General features: G+C 50.0%; 16 protein-coding genes. All 16 read left to right on the top strand.

Going from position 1 to position 15,597, the window contains the following annotated elements; translation table 11 throughout:
- The first annotated feature begins 4 nt into the window (after window positions 1-4).
- Window positions 5-1,057, top strand: a complete 1,053-nt coding sequence (locus ACZ3GY_RS21680) for a glycosyltransferase family 9 protein (protein ID WP_465911938.1) — start codon at window positions 5-7, stop codon at window positions 1,055-1,057.
- A 75-nt stretch (window positions 1,058-1,132) separates the two neighbouring features.
- Window positions 1,133-2,236, top strand: a complete 1,104-nt coding sequence (locus ACZ3GY_RS21675; RefSeq protein ID WP_465911937.1) for a glycosyltransferase — start codon at window positions 1,133-1,135, stop codon at window positions 2,234-2,236.
- 14 nt (window positions 2,237-2,250) lie between these two features.
- Window positions 2,251-3,111: an AarF/UbiB family protein gene (locus ACZ3GY_RS21670; protein WP_465911936.1), complete on the top strand. Its 861-nt coding sequence runs from the start codon at window positions 2,251-2,253 to the stop codon at window positions 3,109-3,111.
- A 39-nt stretch (window positions 3,112-3,150) separates the two neighbouring features.
- Window positions 3,151-3,816 carry a hypothetical protein gene (locus tag ACZ3GY_RS21665; RefSeq protein ID WP_465911935.1) on the top strand — a complete coding sequence of 222 codons (666 nt, stop codon included), beginning with the start codon at window positions 3,151-3,153 and terminating at the stop codon, window positions 3,814-3,816.
- A gap of 137 nt (window positions 3,817-3,953) precedes the next feature.
- Entirely contained in the window at window positions 3,954-4,778 is an 825-nt protein-coding gene (locus ACZ3GY_RS21660; protein WP_465911934.1) for a hypothetical protein, read from the top strand.
- Window positions 4,775-5,731 carry a glycosyltransferase family protein gene (locus tag ACZ3GY_RS21655; protein ID WP_465911933.1) on the top strand — a complete coding sequence of 319 codons (957 nt, stop codon included), beginning with the start codon at window positions 4,775-4,777 and terminating at the stop codon, window positions 5,729-5,731. The genes ACZ3GY_RS21660 and ACZ3GY_RS21655 overlap by 4 nt, the downstream gene beginning before the upstream one ends.
- Window positions 5,728-6,594, top strand: a complete 867-nt coding sequence (locus tag ACZ3GY_RS21650) for a DUF6625 family protein (protein WP_463563281.1) — start codon at window positions 5,728-5,730, stop codon at window positions 6,592-6,594. Before ACZ3GY_RS21655 ends, ACZ3GY_RS21650 begins: the two co-directional genes overlap by 4 nt.
- Window positions 6,591-7,505: a glycosyltransferase family 2 protein gene (locus ACZ3GY_RS21645; RefSeq protein ID WP_465911932.1), complete on the top strand. Its 915-nt coding sequence runs from the start codon at window positions 6,591-6,593 to the stop codon at window positions 7,503-7,505. The genes ACZ3GY_RS21650 and ACZ3GY_RS21645 overlap by 4 nt, the downstream gene beginning before the upstream one ends.
- Window positions 7,498-8,313: a glycosyltransferase family 2 protein gene (locus tag ACZ3GY_RS21640; protein ID WP_465911931.1), complete on the top strand. Its 816-nt coding sequence runs from the start codon at window positions 7,498-7,500 to the stop codon at window positions 8,311-8,313. The genes ACZ3GY_RS21645 and ACZ3GY_RS21640 overlap by 8 nt, the downstream gene beginning before the upstream one ends.
- An 88-nt stretch (window positions 8,314-8,401) precedes the next feature.
- The gene (locus ACZ3GY_RS21635) at window positions 8,402-8,800 is read left to right on the top strand and encodes a sugar 3,4-ketoisomerase (RefSeq protein ID WP_463563284.1); all 399 of its coding nucleotides are present in this window, start codon (window positions 8,402-8,404) and stop codon (window positions 8,798-8,800) included.
- Complete coding sequence (locus ACZ3GY_RS21630) at window positions 8,797-9,228, top strand: acyltransferase (RefSeq protein ID WP_463563285.1); 432 nt, start codon at window positions 8,797-8,799, stop codon at window positions 9,226-9,228. Before ACZ3GY_RS21635 ends, ACZ3GY_RS21630 begins: the two co-directional genes overlap by 4 nt.
- Window positions 9,229-9,265: 37 nt before the next feature.
- The gene (locus ACZ3GY_RS21625) at window positions 9,266-10,354 is read left to right on the top strand and encodes a DegT/DnrJ/EryC1/StrS family aminotransferase (RefSeq protein ID WP_465911930.1); all 1,089 of its coding nucleotides are present in this window, start codon (window positions 9,266-9,268) and stop codon (window positions 10,352-10,354) included.
- Window positions 10,341-11,420, top strand: coding sequence for a glycosyltransferase (locus ACZ3GY_RS21620; protein ID WP_465911929.1), 1,080 nt, complete (start codon window positions 10,341-10,343; stop codon window positions 11,418-11,420). Before ACZ3GY_RS21625 ends, ACZ3GY_RS21620 begins: the two co-directional genes overlap by 14 nt.
- 165 nt (window positions 11,421-11,585) lie before the next feature.
- Window positions 11,586-13,415, top strand: a complete 1,830-nt coding sequence (gene msbA / locus ACZ3GY_RS21615) for a lipid A export permease/ATP-binding protein MsbA (protein ID WP_465911928.1) — start codon at window positions 11,586-11,588, stop codon at window positions 13,413-13,415.
- Window positions 13,416-13,465: 50 nt separating this feature from the next.
- On the top strand, window positions 13,466-14,401 hold the full coding sequence (locus ACZ3GY_RS21610; RefSeq protein ID WP_463563289.1) for a glycosyltransferase family 2 protein: 936 nt from the start codon (window positions 13,466-13,468) through the stop codon (window positions 14,399-14,401).
- Window positions 14,398-15,540 (top strand): glycosyltransferase, encoded by a 1,143-nt coding sequence (locus tag ACZ3GY_RS21605; protein ID WP_463563290.1) that lies wholly within the window; start codon window positions 14,398-14,400, stop codon window positions 15,538-15,540. Before ACZ3GY_RS21610 ends, ACZ3GY_RS21605 begins: the two co-directional genes overlap by 4 nt.
- The last annotated feature ends 57 nt before the right edge of the window (window positions 15,541-15,597 follow it).

The following is a 15,597-nucleotide window of genomic DNA, read 5'->3' as shown; positions in this document are numbered from 1 at the left end:
GGCAGTGAGTGCAGATAATGCGGCTTTAGCTGGGCAAGCTTACCTCGAACGCTCGGACTGCTGTGTTGCTGTAGTGCCGTCATTGGGGTTGGGCGATAGCCTGATTTATGTGCTCATTGCCAGTAATTTGGCGCGCGCTGGTTTCAGGGTGACTATGGTCAGTAATCACCTAGCTCATCTTGCGCAGTGGCTGCCTGGGCTGGAGATCATTTCCTTCCCCGACTCCAGTGCCGTGCAGTCACTACATGAATCCTATGATGTAGTGATTTCTGACTGCGGAGGGGTGATAGCCATTACGTCGCAGCCTGCTGAGTGGCTGGCCGAACGCTTTGTCTTTGTCGGCGCTTTGCGTGTTGCCCCTGACTATGTTGTCGATCATTTTGAGAGAATTGCGTCGACGCACGGCTTGGAGAAAGCGGTAGTTTTGCAAAAACTGGCGTCTTGCGCTGGGCGTTTGCGCGTCTTGGACGATGATAGTGCGACGATGGTTGAGCAAGCAGTAGCGTTCTGCAAGACCAAACTGGAGTTGCCGGATGCGTCAGCGGACATCGGATTTTGCATTCCAGGTCAACTGCAAACGCAACGTTACTCCACACGCGTCGTATTGCATGCGTCTTCGTACAACAAAAAGAAGAACTGGTCTTATAAGAAGTACCTGAGCTTGGCGCGTAGGCTGAAATTACTGGGCTATGAGCCTGAGTTTGTTCTGTCTCCAAAAGAACGGGCAGAGTGGGCACCTCTTTTTGAAGAGGAGTTTCCAGTACCCTTCTTGGCTGATGCAAAGGAGCTGGCCGCATACCTTTGCGAGTCCGGATACGTGATAGGTAATGACTCAGGTATTGGCCACTTGGCATCCGCTTTAGGTGTGCCGGTATTGACCATTTACCGTAAAAGGCGAGATGGCTTTTGTTGGCGCCCAGGCTGGGGAAATAATATCGTTGTCCGCCCAAGCCTTTCAATTGGTGCGGCCAGGCGGTTCTGGTCGTTTTTTTTAAGTGTGCGTCGTGTGGAGCGGGCCTTCCAGGTTCTGGTCTCCCAAGCCGGAGCTACCCAGTGAGTGCACGAGTCATTTCAATATGTATTCGCTTGGCATGTTCGCAATGCTGAACATGCCAGCTAGAGGCGGTCTTGAATGAGCAGTTCTGAGCCTTGGGTTCTACAAATCTGCCATGGCTACGATGGGCCTTTTTTGGATTGCGCTCGCCAGTACGCCAGTCTGTTTACAGGCACTCGCTATAAGGTAATGACTGTCTACTTGTCGGGGATAGCTAATGCCGATGTCGAGGCGGGTTCCGCCTCCGATGAAGTAGTATTTCTCGGTTATGGCTCACGCGATATGCGTGGTCTCAAGTTAGGCGTCATCCGAGATATTCGCCGTCTAGTTGGTTCACATAATTTCAAACTCTGCATCGCTCATCGTTTTAAGCCTACTTATGTCGCTTGTTTGGCCACCCGTTTACCAGTAATTGGCATAAACCACGCCTTCGGTGTTTATCAGCGTCGTTTTCGAAGGTTCTTCGCCAATGCCTTTCGCAAGCGACTGACGCTGCTCGGTGTTTCCAATGCTGTGCGTGACGACATCAGATCATGCCTGCCCGCCTGGCCTGGGATGCGTATAGAGACGCTCTATAACCGTATAGATACTGAGGCAGTACAGGCTTTGCAAGTCAGCCGCGAGGAATCTCGTGAGTTTCTCGGATTACCGCAGGATGCCTGGGTTGTGGGTAACGTCGGCAGGCTACATCCAGACAAGGATCAAGCCACTCTCATTCGCGGCTTTGCCAGAGCTTTACCAAGGCTTCCTAGTAAAAGTCAGTTGGCAATCATGGGGTGTGGCAAGTTAGAGGCTGATCTGAAGTCGCTCGCAGCTGAGCTAGGTGTGAGTGCTTCTATTAATTTTCTTGGCCAAGTACCACAAGGGCGACGCTATTTTAAGGCGTTCGACGTATTCGTTTTGAGTTCTGACCACGAACCATTTGGCATGGTATTACTGGAGGCTATGGCGGCAGGGGTTCCGGTTGTATGCAGTGATTGTGGTGGTGGGCGTGAGGTGGTTGGCGGCGTAGGTGATCTATTTCCATTTGGGGATCACAGGAAGCTTGCTTTGATACTGGTTGAGCTTGCCGCGCAGGAGGGTATAGAGAGACTTAAATATGTTGAGGCACTTACGCGCTTTGATGATGCTGCCGCCCGTAACCGGTTTGGTGAGTTGTTTCTGAAAAATATGCAAGGTTGAGTGTTGGGATTTATATGGCGGATTCAGAATGTGCGAAATTCAAAAAAACTAAAGTAGGCCATTTTGAGTTTTTTATTGCGCCAGGCAAGGAAGCTACTCACAAGCGTGTTGAAGAGTTCTTGGTTGGATATGTTGCTGATTTTCCGGCGTTTGGCGTTGCCGACGCGGAGCGTGCGGTTTACCTACTAAAAAACGAAGATGCTGTATTCAAGTACAGAAAATTTGGACGTTGGAGTGTTAGATTTCGCAATGGATTAAGAGTAAAACGGTCGGGAAAGAATTGCTTGGCTGATGAATTTTCAAATCTTGCTAAACTAACAAGCAGTGATTTAACTCCCGCTGTATATGGTTATGCCCGCAGGCGAACGTTTGGCTTTTTATTTGAAGAGCTACTGGTGGTCGAGTATTTTCCAGGGAGTTATACGCTCGATGCTCTTTTGCAGCGAGACAGGTCTATCGTCGGTGATATATTACCGCGTGTCTTTGAGTTGTTTTCTCGGATGCTTGATCAGGGGTTTGTTCATCTGGATTCGCATCCAAATAACATAATTGTCACAGCAGCCGGTGATCTAAAGTTTATTGACTTTGAAGGGTGCTCTTTCGATGTCACTGATAGACTCTTCTGCCTAGCATTCTGTGTAGGGCGATTTTATCGTTTTTGGTTTGAAAAATATATGTCGGAGGATGTTTACGATGCCGCGGTGTCTGGTTTAGTTACAAAGCATGATGCGTTGGCAGCAGAGAGATTTTTTGCGTTATATGCCATATTCAAATCGGAGAAGGTGTCGCGGAAATTATGCTATCAATATTTCTATAAAAGAAAAGTTCGCGAAGATTTTATCTCCAGTTGCCTGAAGATGTATCGTGCGAGATAGGTTCGCTCCGTCCGCTTTTCTAGATTTAGGGGTTTGAATGTGAGTGATTGGTTCGCGCTCGATGGTGTTTTATGTATCAGTCTTGTTGAGCGAGAGGATCGGCGTGAAAGGTTGCTGGAACAATTTTCTCGTTTATCTCTAACCGTAGAGTTCGTGCTGGCCGAACGCGATCCTTTGGATCCACAGCGGGGTTGCTTTCAATCGCATCAACGTTGCGCTCAAATGCTGCTTGATCGTGGCTGGCGGCGTGCTCTTATTTTGGAAGATGACGTGTTGTTCTATGAGGTAAAGTCAGAGCAGGTCGATCGCATAAACTGTTATCTGGATCGGCATAATCCTCCTGTCTTGTATATGGGGTTGATACTGGGAAAGCTATGGCCAATATGGCGAAAAGGTATTGTTGGTTGTCGGGCATTGGGAACCCATGCTTACGTACTTGGCAGTGACGCTGCCCAGCATGTGATATCTCAGCAATACTGTAATCAGGGTATTGATACTTTTCTTAAGCGTCGCTTTCCGGGGCGGGCCGCTTATCCAATGCTATGCCAACAGCAGCCCGAATCAATCTGCAAAAGTGATCTGGACTGTGGTCGTGATCCTGGATTCGTTAAGGATGAAGGTTTCTGGCAAAGAAACAAAAACAGGCAGCATGTTGAATGGTGGAAAAATCTAATAATGCTACTGACTCCGAAAAGCTGGAGCTGATGACCCTTTTAAGCGCCGTGTGCGCTTAAATCTCATGTCTCGAGGGCAATTAAACTGCATCATGAGTTATAAGGGAAGTGGTTGTCCCGATTTTGCCCGAGTTTTATGTCTTGCGTTTTTGTAATCGAGGCGGCAGAGTGAAAGTTGCGATTGTTTATTTTGGGATTCCTAGAAATACGGCGATGTGTTATCCCTCTATTGAGCAGCATATATATGCTCAGTTGCCAGCTGATTTTGGTGTCAAATCCTTTTATCATTTTTATGACCAGCAGGACGTAATCAACCCTCGTTCGGGTGAGCACGGCGTGCTGTCTAAAGAGAATTATGAGCCGTTTTCCTGGATGGATGGCGAACTAGAGTTGCCGGGCATCTGCCTCGCTCGCTGGGGTTCCGATGAGTTAAAAGCTCGAGGAGACGTATGGAAAGATGAGTACAGATCTTTTTCCAATCTGATTCATCAGCTAAATTCATTATATAGAGTCACCTTGCGAGTTGAGGCCTACGGGCCTGACGTCGTGATTTTTTTAAGGCCGGATTTGCTCTATTTAGATCCAATCCCTGTTTTTGCCATTCGCGCAGCTGCCAATAAATCGAAAGCTGTTTATATTCCAAATTGGCAATGGTGGAATGGGCTGAATGATCGCTTCGCGATATGTGGTCGACAAGCCTATTTACCATATGGGAAACGTATCGAGCGAGCGCTTGAGTATTGCCAGCGCTCAGGGCGTGCTCTTCATGCAGAGCGCCTGCTGCGATTTGTCATGGCAGACTCTGGGGCTCTTTTACATACGTTAGACGTACGTGCTGCTCGGGTCAGAATCGGCGGGGAAATAGTCGACGAAATTTTTTCATCGAAGCGCTCAATGGGGCGCCGAGAAAATCGTTATGCTCATATGATAGCCTCCATACGAAGTAGATCAGATAAGATTGTTGTCGAAGCGAAAGAATGGTGGAGGCCATGAAGGTTCTTTTGTTGGTTCAGGCGGAACAAAGAATAATACTCGACCGGCTATATGAAGGTATTGCTGCTCACTGCGAGTGTGATATCCGTAGACTGTCAAATGACGAGCAGGACAGCCTCAAGAAGTACTTTGCGCGTCATGTTGATGTGCATAGATATGATCGAATTGTTTTTTTTCTGAGGTTCAAGAAAGAAATACGCCAGGTTTCTTTTATAAGAACAATTCCTAACGTGGTTTTTCTGGAGCATGATGCTTATCAGAACTATATCCCTGGAAAGTATAAGGGTGTTTTTTCGAAGCACTATCGGCATCTACCATGGGCTCGGGTCTTAAGCTCTGGGTTTGGAGTAGCCAGTCGCCTGCAGAGCGAAGGCGTGGATGCTGTATTTGTCCCTAAAGGCTACGACCACAGTTTATTGACCAATGCACAGGGTGAACGTGATATCGAATTGGCATTCGTGGGCAGCACCAAAAGTGGTGCTTATCATGGCCGTAAGGAGATGCTCGGGGCCCTGTCGCGTCTTGAACCTCTTCAGGTCATGCGCACGAGCTCTGGTAGTGAATACGTACAGACCCTGAATCGAATACGCTTTTTTGCCAGTGCTGATGTCGGGATGGGTGAATATATGATCAAGAATTTTGAAGCGATGGCCTGTGGCTGTATCTTGTTTACCTATGATCAAGGTGCCCAAGAGAATCAGGCTTTAGGCTTCGTTGATATGCAGAATGTTGTGCTGTATCGGTCGGTAGAGGAGTTTCGAGAAAAGCTAAAACGTTTGCGAACTGACTCGGTTCTGGCAAGTCGTATTGCTGAACAGGGATGCGACTTGGCTGAGCGTCGGTTTCGCTTTTTCGATTTAGGCAGGCAGATCGTTCTGGCGATGCAGGCCCCACTGCGCAAGGCTCAATACGAGCGGCGCTGGGGGAAAATCAGAGGTTTTCTTGGAGTTTGAAGGTGCCCAGCATTCGTTTTGTGATCCCCTATTTTGGTCGATGGCCTTTCTGGTTCGATTTTTTTCTCGAGAGCTGCCGCCGTAACCCGAGTATTGACTGGTTGTTGTATACGGATTGCGCTATCCCTGAAGATCCTCCTCCTAATGTCCGCTTCATCAGCATGACATTTTCTGATTACTGTGAGCTGGTTTCGGGGCGTTTGAGCATTAGTTTTAAGCCTGATAGCCCTTACAAACTGTGTGATATCAAGCCTGCGATTGGTGCCGTTCATGCCGAAGATTTGGAGGGGTATGATTTTTGGGCCTTCGGTGATATAGACGTGATTTATGGCGATCTACGCCGTTACTTCACATCCGACCGACTGCAAAGTAAGGATCTATTTTCGACACATAGTCGAAGAATTTCTGGGCATTTATGTGTGCTGCGCAATACCGCTCTCATGCGGGATGCTTTTCGGCAGATTCCCAACTGGCAGCGTCGTTACGAGGATCAAGCTCACCAAGCGCTCGACGAAGGGGCCTTCAGTCGTATTTTCGTTCGACACAAGAATTGGCCGGAACCGCTGCGTGCATTTGCTGCACGCTTTAACGATTGGAGCCAGCGCAGCGAGTTTGTCGAGTCGCACAGCACGTATACCCTTCATGCGGATGGACGCCGCGTTGTGGCTGATAGCTGGTTCCTGAACGATGGTCGGTTGAGTAATAGCGAGCAGGGGGACGAAGAGTTGCCCTATCTGCACTTCATGATGTGGAAGAACAAACAGTGGAAGGATTTACCGGCTGATGTGTTGATCGGCCCACCGGGATTACACCTTGAAAAATCCTGGCAGGTAGGCCCCCGTGGCTGGCGAGGTCTCGAATGAAAGCAGCCGAGATGCCACTCGTCTCAGTCATCGTCCCCTGCTACAACTATGCCTCCTATATTGGCGATGCTTTGCGCAGTGTGCTGGAGCAGGACTACGCTAACTTCGAACTGATCGTCGTCGATGACGGTTCCAGTGATGACAGCGTGCAAGTCATCGAGCGCAGCCTGCAGGCCCTCCAGCCAGCCAGCCAGGTGCAGCGTGTCGAATTCGTTAGGCAGGAGAATCAGGGCGTCAGCGCAGCATTGAACACCGGCCTGGCATTGGCTCAGGGTGCTTACGTAGCGACCTTCGACGCCGACGATGTGATGCCCGCTGGTCGCCTAGCTCTACAGGCTGCTTATCTGCACGAACACCCGGAGGTAGGTTGTCTTGGTGGCGTGGCGATCCGTATAGATGAACTGGGTGAACTGCTTCCGAAGAAAGACAAGAAGCGCAGGGTGCGGCGTTATGATTTCTATCAGGCTTTGGCTTTGGCTTTGGTTGTCGGTGGCAACATCGCAGTGTACCGGCGTGACGTGATGCTGGCCGTGGGTGGCTATGACCCCGCGATCAAGGTACAGGACTTCCAGATGACGCTGAAAATCGCCCATGCTGGCTACTATGTGGATATTCTTCCCGATGTCGTTACTCTATATCGCAAGCACCCAGACAGCCTGTCGAAGAATTACAAATCTGAATACGACTACGGCCTGCAGGTTATCCAAGCTTACAGGGAACATTCTGCATACGCATCAGGCAAAGCCCGGTTGATAACCAAAGCTCTGCGTATGGCGGTTACGGATGACAAAAAGTATGCGTGGAGCCTACTTCGGCAAGTGCCTCTTCGCGACTGGGATCGCCAACTCCTGAAGCGGGTCAGGCATCTTCTATTGAAAAAGAGTCATACCGCAGGGAAACCACATGCTTGAGTCGTCGCTTCATCCGCAAGTCAGCCTTAATGGTGCTCCTGTTTCCATTGATGTCGTGATATTGAGCTTCGCCAAGAATGAAGAGCTTCGCTCTATGACCGAGCATTGTCTTAGTACTTTGCTTGCGTCTGAAGATCCTGTTTCGATTGTTTTTCGCGTGATCGTGGTTGAGTCCAACCATGTCGCGCCCGTATATGATTTCGAGTCTGTGGAGACGGTCTATCTGCCGCCACCGTTTAATTATCACCGCTACATGAATCACGGTATCTCCAAAGGGGATAGCCCGTTTGTCGCGATTTGCAATAACGACCTGAGCTTTCATCCCGGATGGGCTACTAGCCTGCTTAAGGCCTTTTCTGCTGATGAAAGATTGTACAGCGCCAGCCCAATTTGCTCGTTGCACCATCCACGCAATGGATTCGATCTGGACAGTGGAATCCATCATGGTTACGACGTACTGAGGGAAATATCCGGCTGGTGCCTGGTGTTCAGGCGAGAAATGCTCGATATCACTGGCATGCTAGATGAGCGCTTCTATTTTTGGTACGCGGACAACGATTACGCTCGAACGCTTAAAGAAAAAGGGCTTCTCCACGGTCTGGTGACTAGTTCAGTGGTTGATCATCTGGACAGTCGAACCCTCAAGACCCACAGCACCCTGCGCCAATGGCTGATGACAAAAAGGTCGCAGTATGTTTTTGAAAGAAAATGGTCAGGGAAAAGTGACTACTATTTTTTTCGAAAGTACGTGAAGTTATATATGAAAGTCCCGTTATACTTGCTGGGGATAAAGAAAATAAGAAGTTAATGGTTCGGCTTTCTTAGTTTGCATTGGAGTGCTGTGCTGGAGTGCGTTGCTATCGCAATTTTGCTACTCGGTTTGTATAGAGGTTTTCATGGACTATGAGTTGATAGATTTTCGAGTTATGGGAGATGAAACAGGCTCTTTAGTAGCAATAGAGGGCAAGGTGAATATCCCTTTCGACGTGAAGCGTGTCTATTATATTTATGGTACTACTTCAAATGCGGTCAGGGGCAGGCACGCGCATCGTAATTTGCAGCAATTAATATTTTGTCCTGTCGGTAGTTGTGAGTTCACTCTTGATGATGGGCGGGAGCGTAAGACGGTAAGGCTTCAGAGTCCTAGTCAAGGCCTATACTTGAAAGGTAGTTTGTGGCGTGAGTTTTCTGGATTCTCCCATGACTGTGTTGTGATGGTCTTGGCTTCGAGTGTGTATGATGAAAGTGACTATATTAGAAATTACGAAGAATTCTTGAGTGAGGTTGCACCATGATTCATCCACTTTCTGATGTTCAATCTAATCATATAGGCGTGGGCACAAAGATTTGGCAGTTTTGTGTGGTTCTGGAAGGTGCCGTTGTTGGTGAGAACTGCAATATATGTTCGCATTGCTTTATTGAGGGTGGTGCGCAGATTGGCAATAATGTAACTATTAAGTGCGGCGTTCAGGTTTGGACTGGTGTTAAAATAGAAGATGATGTTTTTGTTGGTCCAAATGTTACGTTTTGCAACGATAAGTACCCGCGTTCGCAAAATAAAGATTGGCAGTTGGACGGTGTGCTCGTTGGGCGAGGGGCTTCTATAGGCGCTAATGCGACTATTCTACCAGGCGTTTCCATAGGAGAGAATGCTCTGATAGGAGCGGGTGCCATCGTTACGAAAAATGTTGAGCCCGGTCAAGTCGTTAAAGGAAAACACTAGGCGTTCTGGTCGGTATCAGGATAATTAAAGGCTGCGTATGATTAAGTTTCTAGATTTGCACAGGCTCAACGAGCAGTATTCAGCCGAGATTAATGAGCGGATTAGTCAGGTGCTCAGTAGCGGCTGGTATCTCCAAGGCAAACAGAACGAGTTATTTTCGGATAGTTTTTCAAATTTCTGTGGTAGCTCACATGCGCTAGGTGTGGCTAATGGCCTGGATGCACTGAGCCTTATTTTAACTGCGTATGGTTTTGGCACGGGTGACGAAATTATTGTTCCAGCTAATACCTATATCGCCTCTATTCTTGCTGTTTCGCAATGCGGCTGCATTCCGGTTCTAGTCGAGCCGGATATTAATACTTATAATATTGACCTTGAATTGATTGAGGAGAAAATCACCTCAAATACCAAGGCAATAATGGTAGTGCACTTGTATGGTCAGGCTGTTCAGATGGATCGAATCTGGGCGCTCGCTGAAAAGTACGGCTTGAAAGTCATTGAGGATGCAGCCCAGGCTCATGGAGCCTTCTATAAGAACCGCCGTGTAGGCGCATTGGGTGATGCCGCTGGCTTCTCGTTCTACCCAGGTAAAAACTTGGGGGCCATGGGGGACGCGGGCGGAATTACCACCGATGATCACGCTCTTTTTCAGCGAGTTAAGGCAATTGCGAATTATGGCTCTGACTATAAGTACAATCATATTTATAAAGGAGTTAACTCTAGGCTGGATGAACTTCAGGCGGGAGTCTTGGATGTCAAACTAAAGTATTTAGATAGGGATAACGTTAGGCGTAGGGAAGTTTCAAGGTATTATCGTGATAATATAAGTAATGGTTCTATTATATTGCCCGCGGCTTATGAAGAAGCTGCGCATGTGTGGCACGTTTTTGTCGTTCGTACTGAACGGCGGAATGAGTTCAAATCTTACTTAGAACTAAATGGGGTTCAGACCAATATTCATTATCCTACTCCTCCTCATAAGCAACGTGCGTATGAAGAATGGAATGATATGTCGCTACCAGTAACAGAGAAAATCCATCGAGAAGTAATTTCGTTGCCTATTAGCCCTGTCATGGGCGATGATGAAGTTATGCGTGTCGTGGAGGTCGTGAATGAGTGGCGTTGAGGGGCGATTGCTGTCTATATGCTGTTTGGGCTATTGCCATGCGCGTTATCTTTCGGATGCTATCGGGTCAATACGTGATATCGGCTATGATAGAGTAGAGGTTGTGGTTGTTGATGATGGGTCTAGTGATAATAGTGTTGCCTTGTTAGAGGAACTCTCCAGCACTGTTCCATTTAGAATGACCGTTGTTGCGCAGAGTAATACTGGTAATATTGGTTTAAATTTTAATAATGCATACAAGCGGTCGGTTGGAGGCTTGGTGGCATTTATATCGCTGGATGATGTTTATAACCCCTCGATTATGCTAAAGCAGATCGAGATGATGAATGCTGATCCCGATCTAGCCTTCATTGCCTCATCGAAAACCGTCAGCATTGATAATGATGGATACGTAACAACCAAGGCAGCTCAGCTGCCGCTGTATAGTCAGCAAGTGGCGAGTGTTGATGACCTGTTGGAGCTGGAGTATTCGGAGCTCGGGTCTTTCTACATCCAGAGCGCAGTTTTTCGCAGGGAAGTTATTGATGCCGTCGGTGCTTTCGATGAAGACATGACCGGTGATGATATCGTTTTGAGGACAAAGATTTTTCGATATCTGCAAGATAATCCCAGTTACCGATTCGAGATTCTTAGGGATAATTCCTTTTTTTACAGGCTGCACGGAAGTAACGTGCATAGGAACTTCCCAAGGCAGGTGAGAATTGTAACTGAGTATCTTGGTCGGTATTGGGCGGAGCGCAGAAATCCAAAGCTCTTGGTTGATTGGGCTTGCGCCTATGTCTCTGATAACCGATTCGATGATTGTGTCGAGTTGTTTTCAATGAATGGGCGTGCAGCAGCTCTTTTATCTGAAGATAGAATACGACTGTGCCTTCGAAAGTCTCTAGCCGGGGAAGTTGGTTTTTTTAGGCAGTTTCAGCGCATGGTCTATAGTCGAGTCAAGCTTGGTGAGGGTAAAAGGAAAGTTACCTTCTTAGGAATCTTTGGTTTTGAATATTCAAAAGTGAGAAAAAAGCCAGCTTCAAACCGGCGAGAAGACTCAATTCATCACACGGATTATAAGTGAGCTCCGCGGTATCGTACGGTTGAATTTTTGGGGCTGATTTACTAGTCTATTTTATATTTGCTCAATTGAGTTCTGAGTTGGCGAGGTTTAGGTCATATGGTGCCTTAGGAGAGAGACACTGCCCTATGGTAGACTCGCGCCCCTGTTTACCAGATGGGCATCCCGATGTCTGACACCCCCGCTCGCCCCCCCCAACTGTCCAGCTTCAAGCTCTACATGCGTCTGTTGAGCTACATGAAACGTTACTGGTTCATGTTTGGCGTCAGTATGATCGGCTACGTCATCTTCGCTTCAACACAGCCGATGATGGCAGGCCTGCTCAAGTATTTCGTCGACGGCCTCGCAGCGCCGGATGCCGGGGCGGTGGATCTGCCTCTGCTGGGCAGCATGCAGCTTCTCTATGGCGTGCCGCTGGCCTTGCTGCTGATCACCGTGTGGCAAGGGCTGGGGTCTTTTCTGGGCGGTTACTATCTGGCACGGGTCTCCCTGGGGCTTGTGCAGGATCTGCGTATCGCACTGTTCAATAACCTGCTGACCCTGCCCAACCGCTACTTCGACAACCACGCCACGGGCTATCTGATATCGCGGATTACCTACAACGTGGGCTCTGTTACCGGCGCGGCAACCGATGCCCTCAAAGTGATGGTTCGCGAAGGCCTTACGGTAATATTCCTGTTCGGCTATCTGCTGTGGATGAACTGGAAGCTGACAATGGTGATGGTGGCAATTCTGCCGCTAATCGCCCTGATGGTGAAAAGCGCCAGCAAGAAATTCCGCAGTCAGAGCCGCAAGATCCAGAGTGCCATGGGCGAGTTGACCCATGTTTCTTCTGAGACCATTCAGAACTACCGGGTGGTTCGCAGTTTCGGTGGCGAGCGCTACGAGCGTGAGCGCTTTCTCGAGGCCAGCGAGGACAGTACTCGCAAGCAATTGCGTATGACCCGTACTGGCGCGATCTATACGCCGTCGTTGCAGTTCGTCAACTATGCCGCCATGGCATTTCTGATGTTCCTGGTGCTTCTCCTGCGCGGTGATGCCAGCGTCGGCGACCTAGTGGCCTACATCACTGCGGCCGGTCTGCTACCCAAGCCGATTCGCCAGCTTTCAGAGGTCAGCTCGACGATTCAGAAGGGGCTAGCGGGCGCAGAAAGTATCTTTGAACAATTGGATGAAACTCCTGAGCCGGATTCGGGGATCGTCGAAAAAGATCGTGTTCAGGGTGCCCTTGAAGTTCGTCAGCTGAATTTCGTTTATCCGGGAACCGACAGAGCCGTTCTGAGTGACATCAATTTCACCGTCGAACCTGGACAAATGGTCGCCCTGGTGGGGCGATCAGGCAGCGGCAAGTCTACGCTGGCCAATCTCATCCCACGTTTCTATCAACATGGCGAAGGGCAGATCCTGCTCGACGGGACGCCAGTAGAAGACTATCGCGTCGAGAATCTGCGCAAGCACATCGCTCTGGTGACACAGCAGGTGTCGCTGTTCAATGACACCGTGTTCAACAACATCGCTTATGGTGATCTGCGCCAATTACCGCGTGAGCAGGTCGAGGAAGCCGCTCGGTCGGCTTATGCCAGCGAGTTCATCGAGCGTTTGCCAAAGGGTTTTGACACAGTGGTCGGTGAGAATGGTGTGATGCTTTCCGGCGGGCAGCGACAGCGTCTAGCGATTGCTCGTGCCCTGTTGAAGAGCGCGCCACTGTTGATCCTCGATGAGGCGACCTCTGCTCTGGATACCGAATCTGAACGTTATATCCAAAGTGCTTTGGATCGGGTCATGGAGGGGCGAACTACGTTGGTGATTGCGCATCGTTTGTCCACCATAGAGAAGGCCGATCTGATTTTGGTCATGGATCAGGGACGGATCGTAGAGCGTGGCAGTCATGAGTCTTTGCTGGCGGCGAATGGTTACTATGCCCGCCTGCATGCCATGGGGCTGGACGATGAACAAAAGGATGCTCAGGGTGAGCCTTCAGTCCAGAGTGACCTTTGAGATAAATGCTTTAGTACTGGCGTGCCAGGCTGGTAATGGGGTGCGATGGAATGCCAACGCCTGAAAAACTGATCACTGTCGTTATCCCTGCGTACAACTATGCATTCGTATTGCCGCGTGCTGTGGCATCCGTGGCGACGCAATTGCACGATGTCGATGCGGAGTTGCTGGTAATCGATGATGGTTCCACTGATGACACGCCTAGTGTCTTGGCCGAGCTTCGAGCTGCCCATGGTGATTGCTTCACCACGATTCGTAAGGAAAATGGTGGCTTGGCTTCAGTCAGGAACTATGCGATCGCGCACTCTGGTGGGCAATATCTGGTTTTTCTCGATGCCGATGATGAGATGTTGCCGGGGGCGCTGGCCGCGCTAAGCGCTCACATCGCTGCACAGCCCCACAGCAGGATGGTCATTGCCGGCCATCACTCCGTTGCAGTTGGTGGCAGGCGCTCTGTGCACGCCGCAGCGCCTCTGCCAGCTACGGCTGAGGCACGTTTGCATGCATATCTGTTCGACAAGACGTTATCGCTTTGCAACGGAGCATGCGCGATGCACCGCGAGGTTTTCGCGGCAGGGCTTTATCCTGAGCAGTTCCGCAGTACAGAGGACATACCTGTCTTCGTTCAGGTTCTTGCACGTTTTCCCTGTACGACGCTTGATGTCCCTATGGCCGTTATTCACAAGCATCCTGCGAGCATGCGGCGAAATCTTGAGTTTGCCCGTCAGACTGGGTTGGCTCTGGTGGACGAGGTGTTTTCAGCGCAGCGGATGCCCGAACGTTTCCAGGGACTTCGGCGACGCTATTACGCTCAGCGCTGTCTTTCCCTATTTCGGGTTTTCAGCGGCGCTGGGTGCAATAAAGAGGCCATGTTTTTTTACCGCAAGGCGCTCAAAACAGACCCTGGAGTGATATTACGCTGGACATATACCCGTAAGGCTCTGCGTATTTTGCTGGGCAGAAGGGGCGGGGAGCGGCGTTCGTGACACAGCCCTTGAAAGTCTTGCAGTTGCAGAACCGCTATAACGTCAGTGCCGCTGATCTTGCTGAGCAGATCATCAAGTCCTTGCCGCGCGAGCGTTATGACGTCACCACCGCATTTCTGCGCGGCCGGCCGAGGCCGGGTGAGCCGGAAAGTTGTGCCGCGCGAACCGTCTATTTCGAATTCAGCCAGGCGGCGACCAAAGGTTTGCGTTTGCGGGCGCTCTGGGCGTTATACAAACACTGTCGTAGTAATCACTACGACATCGTGATCGGGCACCGCTTCAAACCGATCAACATGCTCATGTTGCTCAACCTGTTCTTGAGGGTGCCCGCATGCATCGGCGTGCTTCATGGCCTGGGTGAGTACGACCGCCGTTACCGACGCTGGGAAATGCGACGTTTGCTGACCAAGGCTTGGCGGTTCGTTGGTGTATCCCGCGCGGTGAGAGACGATTTGCTGCACTCCCATTGTGGTTTGACCACCGACAATACCGTGCAGATAAACAATGCCATTGATATCGATCGAGCCGAACAAATGCAGCTTGATCGTGTGCACGCCCGTGCTCGCCTGGGATTGGGTGGCGAGGATGTGGTTGTCGGCACTATCGGCCGCCTCGTTCCGGTCAAGGGGCATATCTATCTGGTTCAGGCGTTCGCGCGCTTGCAGCACGAATTTCCCCTGGCGCGTCTCTTGATAATCGGCGACGGCCGATCCCGCAAGGAGCTTGAGGCGTGTATCAGTGAGCATGGCATGCACGGTCGTGTGTTGCTGCCGGGCACGCTGGATGATGCTTTGCAATATGTGAAGGCTTTCGATGCTTTCGTCATGCCTTCATTGAGTGAGGGCTTGCCATTGGCATTGCTTGAAGGGATGAGCGGGGTGCTTCCGGTATTGGGGTCGTCAATCGATAGCCTGAGGCCCATTCTGCAGGACAGCGGCGGACTCACCTTCGAACCTGCAGATGTGCTGACATTGGCTCAGCAGCTGCGGGCGATGCTTGAAATGTCCAGTAGCGAGCGTGAGGCTCTGGGCCAGCAGGCATACGCATACCTGCGTCGAGCACATGCTGTGGAAGATTTTCGTGATCAGTACCGGCGTCTGATAGGAAGTCTGCTGGCAGAGCAGGTAGCTTCCGGGTAACGGAGGTCTTTGTTAATGCGGGCCCATGTGGGCATGGTCTTATGATGGAGTGGGTGT

This window comes from Pseudomonas sp. PME37.24/006 (genome assembly GCF_055556635.1).
The sequence above is the reverse complement of the archived record's forward strand: the minus strand, read 5'-3'. Positions and strand labels throughout refer to the sequence as shown.

Coding starts and splice junctions, on each gene's coding strand:
- ACZ3GY_RS21675 (WP_465911937.1), top strand. CDS start 1,133: ATGAGCAGTTCTGAGCCTTGGGTTCTACAAATCTGCCATGGCTACGAT.
- ACZ3GY_RS21670 (WP_465911936.1), top strand. CDS start 2,251: ATGGCGGATTCAGAATGTGCGAAATTCAAAAAAACTAAAGTAGGCCAT.
- ACZ3GY_RS21655 (WP_465911933.1), top strand. CDS start 4,775: ATGAAGGTTCTTTTGTTGGTTCAGGCGGAACAAAGAATAATACTCGAC.
- ACZ3GY_RS21645 (WP_465911932.1), top strand. CDS start 6,591: ATGAAAGCAGCCGAGATGCCACTCGTCTCAGTCATCGTCCCCTGCTAC.
- ACZ3GY_RS21640 (WP_465911931.1), top strand. CDS start 7,498: ATGCTTGAGTCGTCGCTTCATCCGCAAGTCAGCCTTAATGGTGCTCCT.
- ACZ3GY_RS21635 (WP_463563284.1), top strand. CDS start 8,402: ATGGACTATGAGTTGATAGATTTTCGAGTTATGGGAGATGAAACAGGC.
- ACZ3GY_RS21630 (WP_463563285.1), top strand. CDS start 8,797: ATGATTCATCCACTTTCTGATGTTCAATCTAATCATATAGGCGTGGGC.
- ACZ3GY_RS21625 (WP_465911930.1), top strand. CDS start 9,266: ATGATTAAGTTTCTAGATTTGCACAGGCTCAACGAGCAGTATTCAGCC.
- ACZ3GY_RS21620 (WP_465911929.1), top strand. CDS start 10,341: ATGAGTGGCGTTGAGGGGCGATTGCTGTCTATATGCTGTTTGGGCTAT.
- msbA (WP_465911928.1), top strand. CDS start 11,586: ATGTCTGACACCCCCGCTCGCCCCCCCCAACTGTCCAGCTTCAAGCTC.
- ACZ3GY_RS21610 (WP_463563289.1), top strand. CDS start 13,466: ATGCCAACGCCTGAAAAACTGATCACTGTCGTTATCCCTGCGTACAAC.